This is a genomic window from Streptomyces sp. NPDC110618, assembly GCF_055657065.1.
In genome coordinates, this window is sequence record NZ_JBVKBN010000001.1 from 718,606 (window position 1) to 739,282 (window position 20,677).

The window sequence follows — 20,677 nt, forward strand, 5'->3', positions numbered from 1 at the left end:
CACCACCCGCACCCCACCTGCCCGTTGCCGACGCCGTACGGGTGACTCCAAGCCTTCGGGCCTGCTCTAGGGACTGATGACGCCAATGGCTAACGAGGACAAACTCCGCGACTACCTCAAGAGGGTCACGACCGACCTGCGGCAGGCCCGCCGGCGCCTCCAGGAAGTGGAATCCCGCCAGCAGGAGCCCATCGCCATCGTCTCGATGAGCTGCCGCTTCCCCGGGAGCGCCCACACCCCCGAGGACTTCTGGGAGTTGCTCGTCGAGGGCGTCGACACGGTCTCGGAGCTGCCCGCAGGCCGCGGTTGGGACCTGGAGAACCTGTACCACCCCGACCCCGAGCACCAGGGCACCACCTACACCCGCTTCGGGGCCTTCCTCTACGACGCCGCCGACTTCGACCCCGCGTTCTTCGGCATCTCACCGCGCGAGGCCACCACGATGGACCCCCAGCAGCGGCTGCTGCTGGAGACATCGTGGGAGGCGCTGGAGCGGGCCGGTATCGACCCGGGCACGCTGCGCGGCGAGAAGGCCGGAGTCTTCGTCGGCAGCAGCGACCAGGGCTACGGCGCCGCCGCCGCGCAGGCCCGCGACCGGGTCGAGGGCCACATGCTGACCGGCGGCGCCGGTGCCGTGCTCTCCGGGCGCATCGCCTACACCCTCGGCCTTGAGGGGCCCGCCGTCACCGTCGACACCATGTGCTCCTCGTCGCTGGTGGCCCTGCACCTCGCCGTGCAGGCCCTGCGCCAGGACGAGTGCCGGCTCGCCCTCGCCGCGGGCGCCACCGTCATGGCCACCCCGCGCAACTTCGTGGAGTTCAGCCGACAGCGCGGGCTGGCACCGGACGGGCGGTGCAAGCCGTTCGCGGCGGGTGCGGACGGCACCGGCTGGGGCGAGGGCGTCGGCGTGCTCCTGCTGGAGCGTCTGTCCGACGCCCGCCGCAACAACCACCCGGTCCTGGCGGTGATCCGTGGCTCCGCCATCAACCAGGACGGCGCCAGCAACGGCCTCACCGCCCCCAACGGCCCTTCCCAGGAACGCGTCATCCGCGCCGCGCTCGCCAACGCCCGGCTCACCCCCGACCTGGTGGACGCCCTGGAGGCCCACGGCACCGGCACCACCCTCGGCGACCCCATCGAGGCCCAGGCCGTACTCGCCACCTACGGCCAGGACCGACCCGCGGACCACCCCCTGTGGATGGGCTCCCTGAAGGCCAACATCGGGCACCTCCAGGCGAGTTCCGGAGTCGCGGGCGTCATCAAGATGGTCATGGCCATGCGCCACGGAGTCCTGCCCAGACTGCTCCACCTGGACGAACCGACCCCGCACGTCGACTGGTCCTCCGGAGCCGTCGCGCTCCCCTCCGACAACCAGCCCTGGCCCGAGACCGGCCGCCCGCGCCGCGCCGGCGTCTCCTCCTTCGGCGGCAGCGGGACGAACGCCCACGTGGTGCTGGAGGAGGCGCCGGAGCCTCCGGAGCCGGAGGCCGCACCCGAGCCGGAGCCGGTGTTCGCGGCCGGTGGTGTGGTGCCGTGGGTGGTGTCGGGGCGTGGCCAGGAAGGACTCGCCGGACAGGCGGGACGACTGGCCGCCTTCGCCGAGACCGCTGAGACCGCCGACGGCACCGTTCGGCCCGTGAACGTGGCCTGGTCCCTGGCTGCCTCCCGCGCTGCCTTGGAACACCGGGCCGTCGCTCTCGGCACCTCGCACGCCGAACTCGGCGGCACCCTGCACACCTTGGCCGCCCAGGGCGGTACGGCACCCGGCGTTGTCACCGGCTCCTTCGACGCTGAACCCGACGGCGTCGCCTTCGTGTTCCCGGGTCAGGGGGCTCAGTGGGCCGGTATGGGGCGGGAGTTGTGGGATGCCTCGCCGGTGTTCGCGGCGTCGATGGAGGCGTGCGAGCGGGCGCTCGCGCCGCATGTCGACTGGTCGCTCAGTGACGTCGTGCGCGACGGGCGTGAGCTGACCGATGTCGATGTGGTGCAGCCTGTGTCGTGGGCTGTGATGGTGTCGCTGGCTGCGGTGTGGCGGGCGTGCGGTGTGCGGCCGTCGGTGGTGGTCGGGCATTCGCAGGGTGAGATCGCTGCTGCTGTGGTGGCGGGTGGTCTGTCGTTGGAGGACGGTGCGCGGGTTGTCGCGTTGCGGTCGAAGGCGATTCGGGCCATCGCGGGGCGTGGGGGCATGGTGTCCGTGCCGCTGCCCTTGGAGCAGGTGCAGGAACTCCTGGGTGACCGTGTCGACATAGCCGCCGTCAACGGCCCGTCCTCCGTGGTCGTGGCTGGTGACGCGGATGCCCTCGACGAGTTGATGGCGCACTGTGAGGGCGCCGATATCCGGGCGCGTCGTATCCCGGTGGATTACGCCTCGCACACCTGGCACGTGGAAGCGATCGAGGACGAGCTCGCCCAGGTTCTGGCCCCGGTTCAGCCGCGCACCGGTGAGGTCCCGTTCTTCTCCACCACCGAGGCCGAGCTGATCGACACCGCCCGCCTGGACGGTGGCTACTGGTACCGCAACCTGCGCCAGCGAGTCCGCTTCGCCGACGCCATCCAGGGACTGGTCGACGAGGGCTACTCGGCGTTCGTCGAGGTCAGCTCGCACCCGGTGCTGGGAATGCCGGTCCAGGAGACCGCCCCGGACGCGGTGGTCGTCGGTTCGTTGCGCCGCGACGACGGCGGCACCGCCCGCTTCCTGACCTCCCTCGCCGAGGCCTGGGTACGCGGCATCCCCGTCGACTGGACCAAGGTGTTGGCCGGACAGGGCGGCCGTACCATCGAACTCCCCACCTACGCCTTCCAACACCGCCCCTACTGGTTCGACACCAGCGCACCCCAGGCCCTCACCACGGGCGCCGCGGGCGAGGACCCGGTGGACGCCGAGTTCTGGGCGGCCGTGGAGGAGCAGGACCTTGACGCGCTGACCGGGACGCTCGACGTCGCCGGGGAGGACGGACAGGAGGCGCTGGAGCGGGCGCTGCCCGTGCTGTCCGCCTGGCGTCGTGGGCGCCGGGCCACCGCGACCATCGACTCCTGGCGCTACCGCATCGCCTGGCGCCCGGCCGCCGACCGCCCCGCCGGGACGCTCACCGGCACCTGGCTGGTCGTCGTGCCCGCCCTCCACGCCGACTCCGACCTCGTGCGCGTCTGCCTGGACGGGCTGGCGGAGCAGGGCGCCCGGACCGCACCGCTCTTCGTCGACGCGTCCGACACGGACCGCGACCGGCTGGCCGCCCTGATGACCGAGACGGCCCTGCACAGCGGCACCGACACGTTCTCGGGCGTCCTGTCCTTCCTCGCCCTCGACGAGCATCCGCACCCCGAGCAGCCGGGCCTGGCCGCAGGCCTGGTCGCCGGGCTGGCGCTGATCCAGGCGTGCGCCGACACCGGGCTGCGCGCCCCGCTGTGGCTCGCCACCAGCGGTGCCGTCACCACCGGCACGACCGACCCGCTGCGCAACCCAGTGCAGAACGGCACCTGGGGCATGGGCCGGGTCGCCGCGCTGGAGCACCCCGAGTTCTGGGGCGGCCTCGTCGACCTGCCCGAGATCCCCGACGACCGTACGGCTGCCCGGCTCTGCTCGATCCTGGCCGCCTCCGCGTCGCAGACCGACGCCGATGCTGATACCGACGCCGAGGACCAGCTCGCCGTCCGCCGTACCGGTGTCCTCAGCCGCCGCCTGGTCCGTACGCCCGCCGGCTCCGCGCCCGCCGAGCGCACCTGGACCTCCCGCGGCACCGCCCTGATCACCGGCGGCACCGGCGGCCTCGGCGGGCACACCGCCCGCTGGCTCGCCCGCAACGGCACCGAGCACCTGGTGCTGCTCAGCCGCCGCGGACCGGATGCCCCCGGAGCGGCCGAACTCGAAGCCGAACTGCGCGAGTTGGGTGCTCGCGTCACCGTCGCCGCCTGCGACATCGCCGACCGGGACGCCCTGGCCGCGCTCGTCGCGCGCGTCGAGGCCGACGGCCCGCCCATCCGTACCGTCGTCCACACCGCGGGCGTCGGCATCCTCATCCCGCTCGCCACCACCACCCTCCAGGAGTTCGCCGACGGCGCCGAGGCCAAGTACTCGGGCGTCGCCAACCTCGACGCGGTCTTCGACGACGACCGGCTCGACGCGTTCGTCGTGTTCTCCTCCGTCGCCGGTGTCTGGGGCAGCGGCGACCACGGCGCCTACGCCGCCGCCAACGCCTACGCCGACGCGGTGGCCGAGCACCGCCGCGCCCGTGGCCTGGCCGGCACCTCCATCGCCTGGGGCATCTGGAGCGACGAGGGCGGCGGCATGGGCCTGGAGGTCGTCCAGGAGCAACTGCGCTGGCGCGGCATCCCGTTCATGGACCCCAAGCTCGCCGTCGCCGCCATGCAGCAGGTCCTCGACCGTGACGAGTGCTTCATCGCCGTCGCCGACATCGACTGGGAACGCTTCGTCCCCGTCTTCACCGCCGCCCGCCACCGCCCCCTGCTCACCGAGGTGCCCGAGGTCGCCGAACTGCTGCGGGCCGAGGAGGAGCGGCTGCGCGACGACGTCCCGGACACCCAGAGCGCCGGACTGCTCGCCCGGCTGCGCGGACTGTCCGCCGAGGACCAGGAACAGGCCGTACTGGACCTGGTGCGCGGCCAGGTCGCGGGCGTCCTCGGGCACAGCAGTCCGAACGACGTCGAGACCGGCCGCGCCTTCCGCGAACTGGGCTTCGACTCCCTCACCTCCGTCGAACTGCGCAACCGGCTCAACGCGGCCACCGGACTGCGGCTGCCCGTCACCGTCATCTTCGACCGGCCCACCGTCACCGCCCTCGCCCGGCACATCCGCGAGGAACTCGTCGGCACCACCGACACCCTGCCCGTCCCGGCGCCCGTACCCGTGGCCGCCGCGGACGACGACGATCCCATCGCCGTCGTCTCGATGAGCTGCCGCTACCCCGGCGGCGCCAACAGCCCCGAGGAACTGTGGCGGATCCTCGCCGAGGGCCGCGACGTCATCGACGTCTTCCCCGACGACCGCGCCTGGGACCTGGACGCCCTCTACGACCCCGACCCCGACCGCGAGGGCACCTGCTACGCCCGCGAAGGCGGCTTCGTCTACGACGCCGGCGACTTCGACCCCGCCTTCTTCGGGATCTCCCCGCGCGAGGCCGTCGCCATGGACCCGCAGCAGCGGCTGCTGCTGGAGACCGCGTGGGAGGCCGTCGAACGCGCCGGACTGCTCCCCGAGCAGCTGCACGGCGCCCCCGTCGGCGTGTACGTCGGCGCGGGCAACCAGGGCTTCGGCGGCCTGGACAACCTGCCCGAGGGAGTCGAGGGCCACATCGTCACCGGCAGCGCCACCAGCGTGCTGTCCGGCCGTATCTCCTACACCCTCGGCCTCGCGGGCAGCGCCGTCACCATCGACACCGCCTGCTCCTCCTCCCTGGTCGCCCTGCACATGGCCGTGGAGTCGCTGCGCTCCGGCGAGTGCTCCATGGCCCTCGCCGGCGGCGTCGCCGTGATGGTCGAGCCCATCGGGCTGATCGGCTTCGCCCGCACCCGAGGGATCGCCCGCGACGGCCGCTCCAAGGCCTTCGCCAAGGCCGCCGACGGCATGGGCCTCGCCGAGGGCGCGGGCATGGTCCTCCTGGAGCGCCTGTCCGACGCCCGCCGCAACGGCCACCCCGTCCTCGCCGTCATCCGCGCCACAGCACTGAACCAGGACGGCGCCAGCAACGGCCTGAGCGCCCCCAGCGGTCCCGCCCAGCAGCAGGTCATCCGCGCAGCCCTCACCAAGGCCGGGCTCACCACGGCCGACGTGGACGCGGTCGAGGCGCACGGCACCGGCACCACCCTGGGCGACCCGATCGAGGCCCAGGCGCTCCTCGCCACCTACGGCCAGGGCCGGGACCCCGAGCACCCGCTCTGGCTCGGCTCGGTGAAGTCCAACATCGGCCACGCCCAGGCCGCCTCCGGTGTCGCGGGCGTGATCAAGATGGTCCTCGCCCTGCAACACGGGCTGCTGCCGCAGACCCTCCACGTCGACGAGCCCACCCCGCACGTCGACTGGTCCACGGGTGCGGTCTCCCTGCTCACCGAGCCGGTGGAGTGGCCGCGCGTCGAGGGGCGTCCACGCCGCGCCGGTGTGTCCTCGTTCGGCGTGAGCGGGACGAACGCGCATGTGGTGCTGGAGGAGGCGCCGGAGCCTCCGGAGCCGGAGGCCGCGCCCGAGCCGGAGCCGGTGTTCGCGGCTGGTGGTGTGGTGCCGTGGGTGGTGTCCGGGCGTGGCCGGGAGGGGCTGGCCGGGCAGGCGGGGCGGCTGGCCGCCTTCGCGTCGGAGGCCGAGGGCAGGATGCGGCCCCTGGACGTGGCCTGGTCGCTGGCCGCCACCCGCACCGCCTTTGAGAACCGCGCGGTCGCACTCGGTGCCGAGGTGGATGAACTCGCCTCCTGGTTGAATGAGTTGGTGTCGGGTGCGGTGTCGGGGTCCGGTGTGGTGCGGGGTTCGGTTGCCGCGGGTGCGGATCGTGTGGTGTTCGTGTTCCCGGGGCAGGGGGCTCAGTGGGCCGGTATGGGGCGGGAGTTGTGGGATGCCTCGCCGGTGTTCGCGGAGTCGATGGAGGCCTGTGAGCGGGCGCTGGAGCCCTTTGTCGGCTGGTCGCTCAGTGAAGTCGTCCGTGATGGGCGTGAGCTGGCTGACGTCGATGTGGTGCAGCCCGTGTCCTGGGCTGTGATGGTGTCCCTGGCGGCTGTCTGGCGGGCGTGTGGGGTGCGGCCGTCGGTGGTGGTCGGGCATTCGCAGGGTGAGATCGCTGCTGCTGTGGTGGCGGGTGGTCTGTCGTTGGAGGACGGTGCGCGGGTTGTCGCGTTGCGGTCGAAGGCGATTCGGGCCATCGCGGGGCGTGGGGGCATGGTGTCCGTGCCGCTGCCCTTGGAGCGGGTGCAGGAGCTTCTGGGTGACCGTGTCGACATAGCCGCCGTCAACGGCCCGTCCTCCGTGGTTGTCGCCGGCGACGCGGATGCCCTCGACGAGTTGATGGCGCACTGTGAGGGCGCCGATATCCGGGCGCGTCGTATCCCGGTGGATTACGCCTCGCACACCTGGCACGTGGAAGCGATCGAGGACGAGCTCGCCCAGGTTCTGGGCCCGGTTCAGCCGCGCACCGGTGAGGTTCCGTTCTTCTCCACCACCGAGGCCGAGCTGATCGACGCCGCCCGCCTGGACGGCGGGTACTGGTACCGCAACCTGCGCCAGCGAGTCCGCTTCGCCGACGCGATCCAAGGGCTCACCGAGCAGGGCTACTCGGCGTTCGTCGAGATCAGCTCGCACCCGGTACTCGGCATGCCGGTCCAGGAGACCGCCCCGGACGCGGTGGTCGTCGGTTCGTTGCGCCGCGACGACGGCGGCACCGCCCGCTTCCTGACCTCCCTCGCCGAGGCCTGGGTACGCGGCATCCCCGTCGACTGGACCAAGGTGTTGGCCGGACAGGGCGGCCGTACCGTCGAACTCCCCACCTACGCCTTCCAGCACCGCCGCTACTGGCTGGAGAAGACCACCCCCGCCACCGCGGCAACCACCACCTCCGACACCGTCGACGCCCGCTTCTGGGACGCGGTCGAGCGGGAGGACCTCGAATCCCTCGCTGACGCTCTCCGTCTGGAACACCGGGAGCCGCTGGCCGAGTTGATGCCCGCCCTCTCGCGGTGGCGCAAGGACGCCGCCGCCCGTACCGCGGTGGACAACTGGCGGTACAAGGTCGTCTGGAAGCCCCTCGGCGGTGAGTCACGGTCCGTCGCCCTGGACGGTGACTGGCTGCTCGTCGTGCCCGAAGGGGAGTCCATCCCCGCGGAGTTCGAAGTCGGCGTCGCCGACGCCCTCACCCGGCACGGCGCCCGCGTCACCACCCTCAGCGTCGCCGCCGACGCCGACCGGGCTGGACTCGCCACCCTGCTCACGGACGCGCTGAACGACGGCCTCCCCTCGCCCTCCGGGGTGCTGTCGCTGCTGGCCCTGGACGAGACGCCGTACGCCCACGGCAGCGCGCTGTCCGGCGGGCTCGCGCTGACCACGGCGCTGCTGCAGGCGCTCGGGGACGCCGGGATCGCGGCGCCGCTGTGGATCGGCACCCGGGGTGCCGTGTCCACGGGCCGCGCCGACCGGCTCACCGCGCCCGTGCAGGCACAGGTCTGGGGCCTGGGCCGGATCGCGGCGCTGGAGTACCCGCAGCGCTTCGGCGGGCTCGTCGATCTGCCGCAGGAGCTGGACGAGCGTGCCGGGACCCGGCTCGCCGCCGCGCTCACGGCCACGCCCGACGAGGACCAGCTGGCCGTACGCGGCACCGGTCTCTTCGTACGGCGGCTGGTGCGGGCCGAGCAGCCCGACGCCGCGTCCGCCACGTGGGCGCCCGAGGGAACGGTGCTCATCACCGGCGGCACCGGCGGCGTCGGCGCCCAGGTCGCGCGGAGGCTGGCGGGCAACGGTGCCGGGCATCTGCTGCTCGTCTCCCGCAGGGGAGCGGAGGCTCCTGGTGCCGCCGAGCTGGAGGCGGAGCTGACCGGACTCGGGGCCCGGGTCACCGTCGCGGCCTGCGACGTGGCCGACCGGGACCAACTGGCCGCGCTGCTGGCGGCCGTACCCGAGGACCGGCCGCTCACGGCGGTCGTGCACGCGGCCGGGGTCCTCGACGACGGCGTGCTGGACGGGCTGACGCCCGAGCGGGCCGAGACCGTGCTGCGGCCCAAGACCGCCGCCGCCCTGAACCTGCACGAGCTGACCCGTGACCTCGGCCTGTCCTCGTTCGTACTGTTCTCGTCGCTCGCCGGCACCCTCGGCGGGCCCGGCCAGGGCAGTTACGCCGCCGCAAACGCCTTCCTCGACGCGCTCGCCCGTGTCCGGCACGCCGAGGGGCTGCCCGCGACGTCCGTCGCCTGGGGCGCGTGGGGCGGCGGCGGTCTGGCCGCCGGGGAGACGGGGGAGCGGCTGGCCCGTTCCGGTATGCCCGCCATGGACCCCGAGTCGGCGCTGACCGCCCTCGAACAGGCCGTCCTCGGCTCCGAACCCGTGCTCACGGTGGCCGACGTCCGCTGGGAGACGTACGCCTACGCGCATGCCGACCGGCCCGCCCGGGTGCTCGCCGAGCTGCCGGAGGTGCGCGAGGCCGAGGCCGCCCGGCACACCACCGGCACCCAGGACGACGGCAACGCGGTCGTCGCCCGCCTCGCAGCCCTGCCGTACGACGAACAGCGGCGTGAACTGCTCACCCTCGTAAGGACTTTGGCTGCCGGGGCGCTCGGCTACTCCGGGCCCGAGGAGATCGACGAGGAGCGGGCCTTCCGCGACCTCGGTTTCGACTCGCTCACCGCGGTCGCCCTGCGCAACACCATCGCCGAGACCACCGGTCTGCGGCTGCCGGTGACCCTCGTCTTCGACCACCCCACCGCGACCGCGCTCGCCGACCGGCTCCACCAGGATCTGTTCGGCGCCGCGCCCGCGGTGCGGGAAGCTGCGCCGGTCGCCCCGGCACCTGTCGACGACAACCCCGTGGTCATCGTCTCGATGAGCTGCCGCTACCCCGGCGGCGCCAACAGTCCCGAGGACCTGTGGCGGCTGCTGGTGCGGGGTGGTGACGCCGTGTCCGCCTTCCCCGACGACCGGGGCTGGGACCTGGCGGGCGCCTTCGACTCCGACCCGGACCGGCCCGGCACCTTCTACGCCCGCGGCGGTGGATTCCTCTACGACGCACACCATTTCGACCCCGAGTTCTTCGGGATGAGCCCGCGCGAGGCGCTGGCCGTCGACCCGCAGCAGCGGCTGCTGCTGGAGGCGTCCTGGGAGGCGTTCGAGCGGGGCGGGATCGATCCGGGCGCGGTGCGCGGCAGCCGTACCGGGGTGTTCGTCGGCTCGAACTACCACGACTACGGGTCGCGGGTGCAGCACGCTCCCAAGGACTTCGAGGGGTATCTCGCCACCGGCAGCGCGGGCAGTGTGGCCTCCGGGCGGATCTCCTACACCTTCGGTCTGGAGGGGCCGGCCGTCACCGTCGACACGGCGTGCTCGTCGTCGCTGGTGGCGCTGCACATGGCCGCGCAGGCGCTGCGCTCCGGTGAGTGCTCCATGGCGCTGGCGGGCGGGGTCACCGTGATCTCCTCGCTGGACACGTTCATCGAGTTCAGCAGGCAGCGGGCGCTGTCCGAGGACGGGCGCTGCAAGGCGTTCTCCGAGGACGCCGACGGCGCGGGCTGGGCCGAGGGCGTCGGCATGGTGCTGCTGGAGCGGCTGTCCGACGCCCGCCGCAACGGGCACCCCGTGCTGGCCGTCCTCGCCGGTTCCGCCGTCAACCAGGACGGCGCCAGCAACGGCCTGACCGCGCCGAGCGGGCCCGCCCAGCAGCGGGTCATCCGGCAGGCGCTGGCGTCGGCGGGGCTCGGCCCGGCCGATGTGGACGCCGTCGAGACGCACGGCACCGGTACCCGGCTCGGCGACCCCATCGAGGCGCAGGCCCTGATCGCGACGTACGGCCAGGACCGGCCCGCGGACCGGCCGCTGCGCATCGGCGCGCTGAAGTCCAACATCGGCCACACGCAGGCCGCCGCCGGTGTCGGCGGGGTCATCAAGATGGTCCTCGCCCTGCGGCACGGGCTGCTGCCGCGCACCCTGCACGCGGAGCGGCCGTCCACCGGCATCGACTGGGACGCGGGTGCCGTGACGCTGCTGACCGAGCCGGTGGAGTGGCCCGGCGGCGGTGAACGGCCGCGCCGGGCGGGCGTGTCCGCGTTCGGCATCAGCGGCACCAACGCCCACGTGATCCTCCAGGAACCGCCCGCCGAGGCCGAGGACTCCATCTCGCCGGAGGGGACGCCCGTCCCTGCCCCCTCCGGCGAGGTGGTCCCCTGGGTGCTCTCCGGGCGCACCACCGACGCCCTGCGCGCCCAGGCGGCCCGGCTCCTCGCCCATCTGGAGGACCCCGAGCGGCAGGACGACGCGAGCGACCTCGACATCGCCCACACGCTGGCCGTCGGGCGCGCCGCGTTCGACCGGCGGGCGGCTCTCGTCGGCCGTGGCCGGGACGAACTCCTCGACGCGCTCAGGGCACTCGCCGAGGGCCGTGAGGCGCCCGGTGTGGTGCGCGGGGTGCGGCGGCGCGACGGTCGTACCGCGTTCCTCTTCAGTGGGCAGGGCAGCCAGCGCCCCGGCATGGGACGCGAACTGTACGACGCCCAGCCGCTGTTCGCCGACACCCTCGACGCCGTCTGCGCCGAGCTCGACCGGGAGCTGCACCACCCGCTGAAGGAGGTGCTGTTCGCCCCGGCGGGCAGCGACGCGGCGGCTCTGCTGGACCGTACCGACTACACCCAGGCGGGTCTCTTCGCCCTGGAAGTGGCCCAGTTCAGGCTGCTGGAGCACTGGGGTCTGCGGCCGGACGTGGTCGTCGGGCACTCCATCGGCGAGATCGCCGCTGCCCATGTCGCCGGGGTGCTCGGCCTCGCCGACGCCTGCCGGCTGGTCGCCGCGCGTGGGCGCCTCATGGAGCAACTGCCGGACGGCGGCGCCATGCTGGCCGTCCAGGCGAGCGAGGCCGAGGTCGTCGAGGTGCTGCGGACATTTGAGGAGCGGGTCGCAGTCGCCGCCGTCAACGGGCCCACGTCCGTGGTGGTCTCGGGCGACGAGGAGGCCGTGGCGGAACTCGCCGAGGGCTGGCGGGAGGCCGGGGTGCGTACCAAGCGGCTCACCGTCTCCCACGCCTTCCACTCGCCGCGCATGGAGCCCATGCAGGCACCCTTCGCCGCCGAGATCCGCGACCTCGACTACAGCGCCCCCGCCGTGCAGATCGTCTGCGACCTCACCGGTGAGGTCGCCGCGCCCGGGGAGCTGGAGGGCGCCGACTACTGGGTGCGGCACGTGCGCGAAGCCGTCCGCTTCGCCGACGTCCTCGCCACGCTGGAACGCCAAGGGGTGTCCACGTACGTCGAGTTGGGCCCCGACGGTGTGCTCAGCGCCATGACCCGCGACTGCCTCGCCGACCCGGACGCGGCCGTCGTCACCCCGCTGCTGCGCCGCGACCGGCCCGAGGACATCGCGCTCGCCACCGCGCTGGCCACCCTGCACGTCCACGGCGCCGGGCCCGACTGGGCCGCCTACTTCGCCGGCCGCCCGGTCCGCCGGGCCGAGCTGCCGACGTACGCCTTCCAGCGGTCCCGCTACTGGCTCGACGCCGAGCCGGTGACCGCCGACCTCGCCGCCGCCGGACTCGCCGCGGGCGACCACCCGCTGCTCGCGGCCGGTACCGCGCTCGCGGGCGGCGACGGCTACCTCCTCACCGGGCGCCTGTCGCTGAGCACGCACCCCTGGCTCGCCGACCACGCCGTGTCCGGCACGGCCGTACTGCCCGGCACCGCGTTCCTGGAGCTGGCGCTGCTCGCCGCCGAACGGGTCGGCTGCCCGGCCGTCGACGAACTCACCCTGGAGGCACCGCTCGCCCTGCCCGAACAGGGCGCCGTGCACGTCCAGGTCACCGTCGGCGCGCCCGGCGAGGACGGCGGCCGGGAGGTCAGCGTGCACACCCGGCCCGACGACGCCACCGACGACGAACCGTGGACCCGGCACGCCGTCGGCCGCCTCACCCCCGAGCCCACCGCGGAGGAGCAGGCGCCGCTCACGGTCTGGCCGCCGCAGGGCGCCGAACCCGTCGCCGTGGACGGCCTGTACGACCGCTTCGCCGAGGGCGGCTTCGCCTACGGCCCCGCCTTCCAGGGCCTGACCGCAGCCTGGAAGCACGGCGACACCGTCTACGCCGAGATCGCGCCGCCCGCCGAGGTCGCCGCCGACGCGGCCCGCTACGGGCTGCACCCGGCACTCCTCGACGCCGCCGTGCAGACCGTCGGCCTCACCCCGGCCGCCGACAGTGCCGTGATGCCGTTCAGCTGGACCGGCGTACGGCTGCACACGCACGGCGCCGACGCGCTGCGGGTCAAGCTCACCCGGACCGGACCCGACACGGTGACCCTGCACGCCACCACGCCCGACGGCCGGGCCGTCGCCACCGTCGGCGCGCTGACGCTGCGCCCGCTGCCGGACGCGAGCCGGCTCGGGGACCGGCGCGCCGCCCGCCACCTGCACGAGGTGGACTGGGTGACCCCGGCCGCCGCCCCGGCCCGTATCACCGGCGCCTGGGCGGTGCTCGGCGACGACGAGGCCGTGGACGCCGCGCTGACGGCCACCGGAATCACCGCCGCCCGCCACACCGACCCGGCCTCCCTGGCCGCTGCCGTGGCCGCCGGGGACACCCCCGCGCCCGCGACCGTGCTGGCGGCCCTCGGCGAGGACACCGACTGGACAGACCCGGCGGCGCTCTCCCGCACCACCGGGCACGCGCTGCGGCTGCTCCAGGACTGGCTCGCCGACGACACCTTCCAGGCGGCCCGGCTGGTGCTCGTCACCCGGCGCGCCATGACCGTGCACGACGGCGACCACGCACCCGACCCCGTCGCCGCCGCCGTCTGGGGCCTGGTGCGCACCGCCCAGTCCGAGAACCCGGGCCGGTTCGTACTCGTCGACTGGGACGGCGCCCAGGAGTCCCACGCCGCCCTCACCGCCGCGCTGGGCTTCGACGAACCCCAGCTCGCGGTGCGCAAGGGCGAGGTGCGGGTGCCCCGGCTGGTCCGCACGACGGCCCTGACCGGCGGCGCCGACGACGGTACGGGCCTGCTGCTCGACGCCGACGGCACCGTCCTGGTCACCGGGGCCACCGGCGCGCTCGGCGGCCTGCTCGCCCGGCACCTGGTCACCCGGCACGGCGCCCGCAACCTGCTGCTCGTCGGCCGCCGCGGGCCCGACGCGCCCGGCGCCCGGGAACTCGTCGACGAACTGTCCGCGCTCGGCGCCCGCGCCGACCTCGTCGCCTGCGACACCGCCGACCGGGACGCCCTGGCCGCGCTGCTCGCCACCGTCCCGGCCGAGCGTCCGCTGACCGCGGTCGTCCACACCGCCGGAGTCCTCGCCGACGGCGTGATCGGCTCCCTCACCCAGGAGCACCTGGACACGGTGCTCGCCGCGAAGGTCAACAGCGCCCTGCACCTGCACGACCTCACCCGGGGCAGCGAGCTGCGGGCCTTCGTGCTGTACTCCTCGCTCGCCGGGATCTTCGGCGGCGCCGGACAGGGCAACTACGCGGCGGCCAACGCCTTCCTGGACGCCCTCGCCCGGCAGCGCCGCGCCCAGGGCCTGCCCGCCCAGTCCCTGGCGTGGGGCCTGTGGGAGGAGCGTTCGGCGATGACCGGCAAGCTCGACGGGGCGGACCTGCGGCGCATGGCGCGCGGCGGGGTCGTACCGATGCCGTCCGAGCAGGCGCTGGAACTGTTCGACGCGGCTGTCGCCACGGACCGGGCCGTGCTGGTCCCGGCCCGCTTCGACACGGCCGGGCTGCGCACGCCCGACGGCGAGGTCCCGGCGCTGCTGAGGTCCCTCGTCCGGCCCGTGCCCGGCCGCCGCACCGGCACCGCGCCCGCCGCCGAGGGCGCCGGGACGGCGGAGCGGCTGCGGGAGCGGCTGGCCGGACTCGACGCCGAGGCCCGGTTCGGTCTCCTCGTCGACCTCGTCCGCGACCACGCGGCGGCGGTGCTCGGCTACGCCGACTCCGACGCGGTGGACGCCGAACGGGGCTTCCTGGAGATGGGCTTCGACTCGCTGACCGCCGTCGAACTGCGCAACCGGCTCACCGCCGCCACCGGGCTGCGGCTGCCGGCCACCCTGCTGTTCGACTACCCGACACCGGTCGGACTCGCCCGGCACCTGCGCGAGCAGACCGCGCCCGGTGCCGCCGCCTCCGTCCAGCCGGTCCTCGCCCAACTCGACCTCCTGGAGGGCGTGCTGGAGGAGATCGCCGGCGACGAGTCGGTCCGCTCCACGCTCGCCGGGCGGCTGCGCGGCCTCCTGACCCGCCTGGACGGACCCACCGGCACGGCGGTCGGCGACCCGGCGGCGGAACCGGCCCTGGCGGTCGAGGAGCGACTGGAGTCCGCCAGCGACGACGACCTGTTCGACTTCATCGACAGGCAGTTCGGAACGGAGTGACGCACAGCGCCGGATGACCATGGCCCCCGGTCGGCCCGACACACGTCGGCCGACGGCGGGGGCCGTGGTTCCTCGGACCGCCACCCCGGCCATGCGACTCCGTTACCGGCACACTGGGCGCCGCCCGACAGACCCGATGCCCGCACCCATCACCAACCCCACCCGGAAGAGAGCGAACCGTGTCGGAACACGTGCTGAACGTGGGCGTGGTCGGCTGTGCCGCCATCGCCCGGCGGACCACGCTGTCCGCGCTGGCGGCCGAGCCGTCGGTGCGGCTGGTGGCCGTCGCCAGCCGCAGCCGCGAGAAGGCGGAGGCCGTCGCGCGGACGTTCGGCTGCGAGGCGGTCACCGGCTATGCCGCCCTGCTGGCGCGCGACGACATCGACGCCGTGTACGTGCCGCTGCCGCCCGCGCTGCACGCCGAGTGGGTGGCACGGGCCCTGGCGGCGGGCAAGCACGTCCTGTCCGAGAAGCCCTGCGTCACCGGCCGCGCCGAGGCGGCCGAACTGGTCGGCGCCGCGCGGGACGCCGGGCTGCTGCTGATGGAGAACTTCGCCTTCCTCCACCACGGCCAGCACGACGCCGTACGGGCCCTCGTCGACGCCGGTGCGATCGGCGAACCCCGCCACCTCGACACGGAGTTCGCCTTCCCGCCGCTGCCCGACGGGGACATCCGCTACGACCCGTCCCTCGGCGGCGGCGCGCTGCTCGACGCCGGCGTCTACACCCTGCGCGCGGCGAGCCTCTACCTCGGACCGGAGGTCGCCGTGCACGGCGCGGTGCTGCGGGACGATCCCGCGACCGGTGTCGACGTGGCCGGGGCGGCGCTGGTCGCCGACCCGGCCGGGCGCACAGGGCAGTTGACCTTCGGCTTCGACCGCTCCTACCGGTGCGCCTGCACCCTGTGGGGCAGCGAGGGCCGCATCACCCTGGACCGCGCGTTCACCGCGCCGCCCACCCTGCGGCCGGTGCTGAGACTGGTCCGACAGGACCACGTGGAGGAGCGCACCCTGCCCGCGGGCCACCAGTTCGCCTCCCTGGTCGCCCATTTCGCCCGCACGGTGTTGGACGGCGGGGATTTCAAGGGGCCCGGTGAGGACATCCTGCGGCAGGCCGAACTGGTCGACGCGGTGCGCGCGGCGGCGGGACGGGAAGCGGTGCGCTGAACCGTCAGGCCCGGCTGCCGTCGATGACATCCCGGAGTTGGGACCGGGCCGTCACGCCCAGCTTGGGAAAGCAGCGGTACAGGTGGGAGCCGACCGTGCGCGGCGAGAGCTGGAGCCGCTCGCCGATCTGCCGGTTGGTCAGCCCGCGCGCCGCGAGGCGCACGATCTGCCTCTGCTGCGGGGTGAGCTCCGGGAGGCGGTCCCCTTCGCCGGGGTTCAGACGTACCCCGGCGGCCCGCAGCTCCGCCCGGGTGCGGGCCGCCCAGGGCCCGGCGCCCAGCCGTACGAATGTCTCCAGCGCGGCGGTCAGCAGGGGCCGGGCCCGGCCCGTACGCAGTCGACGGCGCAGCCATTCGGCGTACTCCAGTTGGATCTGCGCGTGACTGAACGGCCGTTCCCGCGCGCCGGGTTCGTCCAGCGCCGACCGGAAGTGGAGTTCTGCCTCCTCGCCGTCCGCCAGCAGGGCCCTGGCGCGGGCGAGTTGGGCCCGGAGCCGGGGCGAGGAGCCCTGCACGCTCTGCACTCTCTGCACGATGGCGCGGGCGCTCTCCCGCCGCCCGATCCGCACGGCCGCCGCCGCGAGGTCGCCCACGCCGTACCCGGAGACGTGGTAGTGGAGTGCGCCGCCGTCCGCGGTGAACATCGAGCGCAACTCGTCGTAGGCGCCCAAGGGGTCGCCGTCCGCCCAGGCCGCCATGCCCAGCGCCCAGCGGGCACGCACCGTCACGAAGCGGTTCTCAGCGCAGGCGACCTGGTTGAGCGCCTGGCGGGCGGCGGCGCGCGCCGGGCCGGTCTCGCCGCGCAGCGCGAGCACCGCCGCGTCCAGGGCGGGCGGCGCCGACGCCGTGTAGGGCGGGTCGCTGTGCGCCGCCGCGCGTGCCGAGGCCGCCGCGACGGTCCGGGCCCGGTTCCAGTGGCCGTGCTCCAGACACACCCAGCCCTCCACGCAGCGCAGCCCGTCGGGCAGCGGCGAGGGCCCCGCCGACGACCCGCCGAGGGCGTCGAACAGGCCGAGCGCGAGGGCGTTGTCGTCGAGCAGCCACGCCAAGGTCGCGAGGGCGGCGGTCAGTTCGGGTCCCGGGGTGTCCGGCGCGGCCGGGCGGTGGGTGTCGGCGAGGAGTGTGTGGCGGTGGGCGGATGGGTCGGTGCTGGTCGGTTCGGGGTGTGGGGTGTCCGGGGCGGTCGGGTGGTGGGTGTCGGCGAGGAGTGTGTGGCGGGGGGTGGATGGGTCGGTGCCGGTCGGTTCGGGGTGTGGGGTGTCCGGGGCGGTCGGGTGGTGGGTGTCGGTGAGCAAGGTGTGGGGGTCGGTGGCGGTCGGTTCGGATCCCGGCGGGTCCAGGGCCGCCAGGCGGCGGACCCCGGCGAGGAGCGTGTCGCGGTCGGCGGCCGGATCGGTGGCGGTGCTGATCCACAGCGACGCCAGGTCCGGCTCGGGGCGCGGGCCGATCGCGGCGGTGAGCCGGGAGAAGTCGCGGCGCAGTGCGTCGCGCTGCTCGCTGTCGCCGCCGTAGTAGCAGATCAGGGCGGCTGTCGCGAGGGCTTGGAGGGCGTCGTCGGGGTCGTGCGGGGCCAGGTCGCCGGCTGTGCGGACCAGTAGCGGGTACGCAGAGGCGCGGCGCGGGGTGAGCGCGAGGGCCTGGCCCCGGTGGAGGGCGGCGCGGGCAAGCAGCGCGGGGTCGTCGCAGAGGGTGCGTACGCGGTCGGTCAGTTCCTCCACCCAGGCCGTCTGCCCGGTCGGCGCGGCCAGCCGGGCGGCCAGGGTGAGCCGTCGGGCGCGCTCGTGCGGGTCGGGGGTGAGGTCGGCGGCCCGTTGGAGTGCCAGTGCCGCCGAGACGAGACCGCCGCGCCGGCCCGTCCGCCGTGCCGTGCGCTCCAGTTCCCGCGCCACCGACTCGTCCGGCCCGGTGCCCGCGGCCGCCAGATGCCAGGCCCGCCGGTCCGGCTCCGCGCGCAGCGCCGCCGCGCACCGCCGGTGCGCCGCCCGGCGCTGCGTGGGCGGCGCCGCGTGATACACGGCGGACCGGATCAGCGGATGGCGAAACCGTACGATCCCGTCGCGGACCTCGGTCAGGCCCGCCTCCTCGGCGGCCCGCCACACCTGGCGCGCCACACCGGAGACGGCTCCCGGGTCCGTCGCCGCCAGCAGCAGCGCCTGCCGTGTGGGGCCGGGCAGTTCGGCCAGCCGGGCGGCGAACCGCTGCTCCAGCCGGTCGGAGAGCGGCAGCGGCTCCACCGGCCACGGCGCCGGGCCCAGCTCCGAGCGGGCGAACTCGATCAGCGCCAGCGGATTGCCCTGCGCCTCCTGAAGGATCCGCGCCCGCAACGGGCCCGAGGGGCAGTGCGGTTGGGCGTCCAGGAGGCGGGTCGCGGCGTCCGCGTCCAGCGGCGCGAGGTCCAGCACCGGGGCGCCGCGCGCGAACGCGGGCAGGGGGCCGTCGGCGCGGACCAGCCCCAGCAGCGCGATCCGCTCGCCGTGCAACCGCCGCGCGACGAACGCCAGTACGTCCAGGGAGTCCCGGTCCGCCCACTGGGCGTCGTCCACCACGATCAGCAGCGGCCGCGCACGGGCGAGGTGGGTGAGGAGGTCCAGTACGGCGATCCGCAGGAGCAGTTGGTCGGGCTCGGCCGGTGCGTCCGCCATGCCGAAGGCACCGAGCAGGGCCTCGCGCTGCCGCCGTGGAAGGACCGACGCCCGCGCCAGCACCGGCCGCAGCACCTGGTGCAGCCCCGCGAACGCCAACTCGCGCTCCGTCTCGCTGCCTTCGGCCCGCAGCACCCGCACCCCGGCCCCGCCCAGCCCGCCGACCTCACTGTCGACGAGGGCACTCTTGCCGATGCCGGGACTGCCGGTGACGACCAGGACGTGGCCGTCCTCACCAGGGGCGGTGACGAAGTGCCGTATCCGGGCCGCCTCGTCGGCGCGGCCCACGAGGGTGCCGTCCGTCAGCGTCGCAGTGGTCACGAGCGCCTCCCTGGTCCCGCCGTACGGCGTCCGACACCGAAGGACGCTAAGCCCGCACCCCTGTCGCCCATGCGCCCGGCGCCCGGGCTCTAAGGAATCCCCTCGAAGGTTGGCGGGTCCGAGACGGCTGACCTGGCCGAAGGCCGCCGGAGCAGTCGGCTGACTGATGCGTCCGGCGGGCCGCGCGGTCCACACTGCCCCAGCCGACCACCCCAGGAGGACCCGTGGACGCGCAGTCCCTCGTGTTCCAGTTACTCACGCCCGAAGGACGGGCCGACCCCTACCCGCTGTACGCGCTCGCCCACGAACTGGGCCCCGTCGCACCGGCCGGCGACGGCATGGTGCTGGTGTGCGGGTACGAGGCCTGCCGGCAGGCGCTGCGCGAACCCGGACTCGGCGCCGACGTCAACCTCGTGACCTGGGGCGCCGATCCGGCCCGGCACCCCTCGCTGGCGATGCTCAGCCGGTCCCTGCTGGTCGCCAACGCGCCCGACCACGGCAGACTGCGGGCGTCCATGGCCCAGAAGTTCACCGCGCGCGGCGTGGCCGCCCTGGAGGACGGCGTCGTACGGATCACCGACGCCCTCCTCGACGAACTGCGGCGGGCCGAGGGCCCCGTGGACTTCATGGACGCGTTCGCCTTCCGGCTGCCCGCCCATGTGATCTGCGAGCTCATGGGCATCCCGGAGGCCGACCGCGCCCGCTTCCGCCGCTACGCCGCCGACCTCATGGCCACCCTGGAACCGGCGTCCGACCCGGCCGCCCACGAGGCCCAACTGGCCGCCGCCGACCGGGCCGCCGCCGAGGTGGACGCGTACTTCACCGACCTGATCCGGGCCCGCCGCGCCGACCCCCGCGACGACCTGGTGACCGGGATGCTCGCCGCCCGCGACGAAGGGCTGCTGCGGGACGACGCCGAACTCGTCGCCAACCTCGCCAGTCTCCTGCTCGCCGGGTTCGAGACCACCACCCACCTCCTCGGCAACGGCCTGCGCCTGCTGTTCGAACACCCCGAGGTGGCGGCCGGCCTGCGCGACGGCACCGTCCCCGTCGAGGGCTTCGTCGAAGAGGTGCTGCGCTACGACTCCCCGGTGCAGCTCAGCAATCGCGTCGCCCTCGCCGACGGCGTCACGCTCGGCGGGGTGCCCGCACCGGCCGGGACCCATGTGGTGCTGCTGCTCGGCGCCGCCAACCGTGACCCGGCCCGCTACGCCGACCCCGACCGGTTCGACCCCACACGTGCCGACATCCGGCCGCTGAGCTTCGGCGGGGGAGCCCACTACTGCCTCGGCGCGCTGCTGGCGCGGCTGGAGGCAACCGTTGCTTTCGGTCGGTTACCGACGAGTATCCCGGGCCTGGCGCCCGCTCCGGGCACCGCCCCGACCCGCCGCGACCGGATCGTCCTGCGTGGCCACGCGGCTTTTCCCGTCGTCCTCGACGGCCGCCGTACCGCCGGAATGTGAAATCGCTAACAGGCCGAAATTCCACCTCCCGGAGCCCGTGCGCTTTTTC

Annotated in this window: 4 protein-coding genes; 3 read left to right on the top strand and 1 reads right to left on the bottom strand. The window is 74.5% G+C overall.

The window, feature by feature from the left end; all coding sequences use genetic code 11:
* The first annotated feature begins 85 nt into the window (after positions 1-85).
* Both ACZ7L7_RS03060 and ACZ7L7_RS03065 read left to right on the top strand, forming a co-directional pair.
* Positions 86-15,037, top strand: coding sequence for a type I polyketide synthase (locus ACZ7L7_RS03060; protein ID WP_472074539.1), 14,952 nt, complete (start codon positions 86-88; stop codon positions 15,035-15,037).
* Between the two features lie 179 nt (positions 15,038-15,216).
* Positions 15,217-16,203 (top strand): Gfo/Idh/MocA family protein, encoded by a 987-nt coding sequence (locus tag ACZ7L7_RS03065; RefSeq protein WP_472074541.1) that lies wholly within the window; start codon positions 15,217-15,219, stop codon positions 16,201-16,203.
* Positions 16,204-16,207: 4 nt separating this feature from the next.
* Here ACZ7L7_RS03065 and ACZ7L7_RS03070 read toward each other — a convergent pair whose 3' ends face one another.
* The gene (locus ACZ7L7_RS03070; protein ID WP_472074543.1) at positions 16,208-19,165 is read right to left on the bottom strand and encodes a helix-turn-helix transcriptional regulator; all 2,958 of its coding nucleotides are present in this window, start codon (positions 19,163-19,165) and stop codon (positions 16,208-16,210) included.
* A 224-nt stretch (positions 19,166-19,389) separates the two neighbouring features.
* Here ACZ7L7_RS03070 and ACZ7L7_RS03075 point away from each other — a divergent pair, with 224 nt between their 5' ends.
* On the top strand, positions 19,390-20,628 hold the full coding sequence (locus tag ACZ7L7_RS03075) for a cytochrome P450 (protein ID WP_285516696.1): 1,239 nt from the start codon (positions 19,390-19,392) through the stop codon (positions 20,626-20,628).
* Positions 20,629-20,677 lie beyond the last annotated feature (49 nt).

Coding starts and splice junctions, on each gene's coding strand:
- ACZ7L7_RS03060 (WP_472074539.1), top strand. CDS start 86: ATGGCTAACGAGGACAAACTCCGCGACTACCTCAAGAGGGTCACGACC.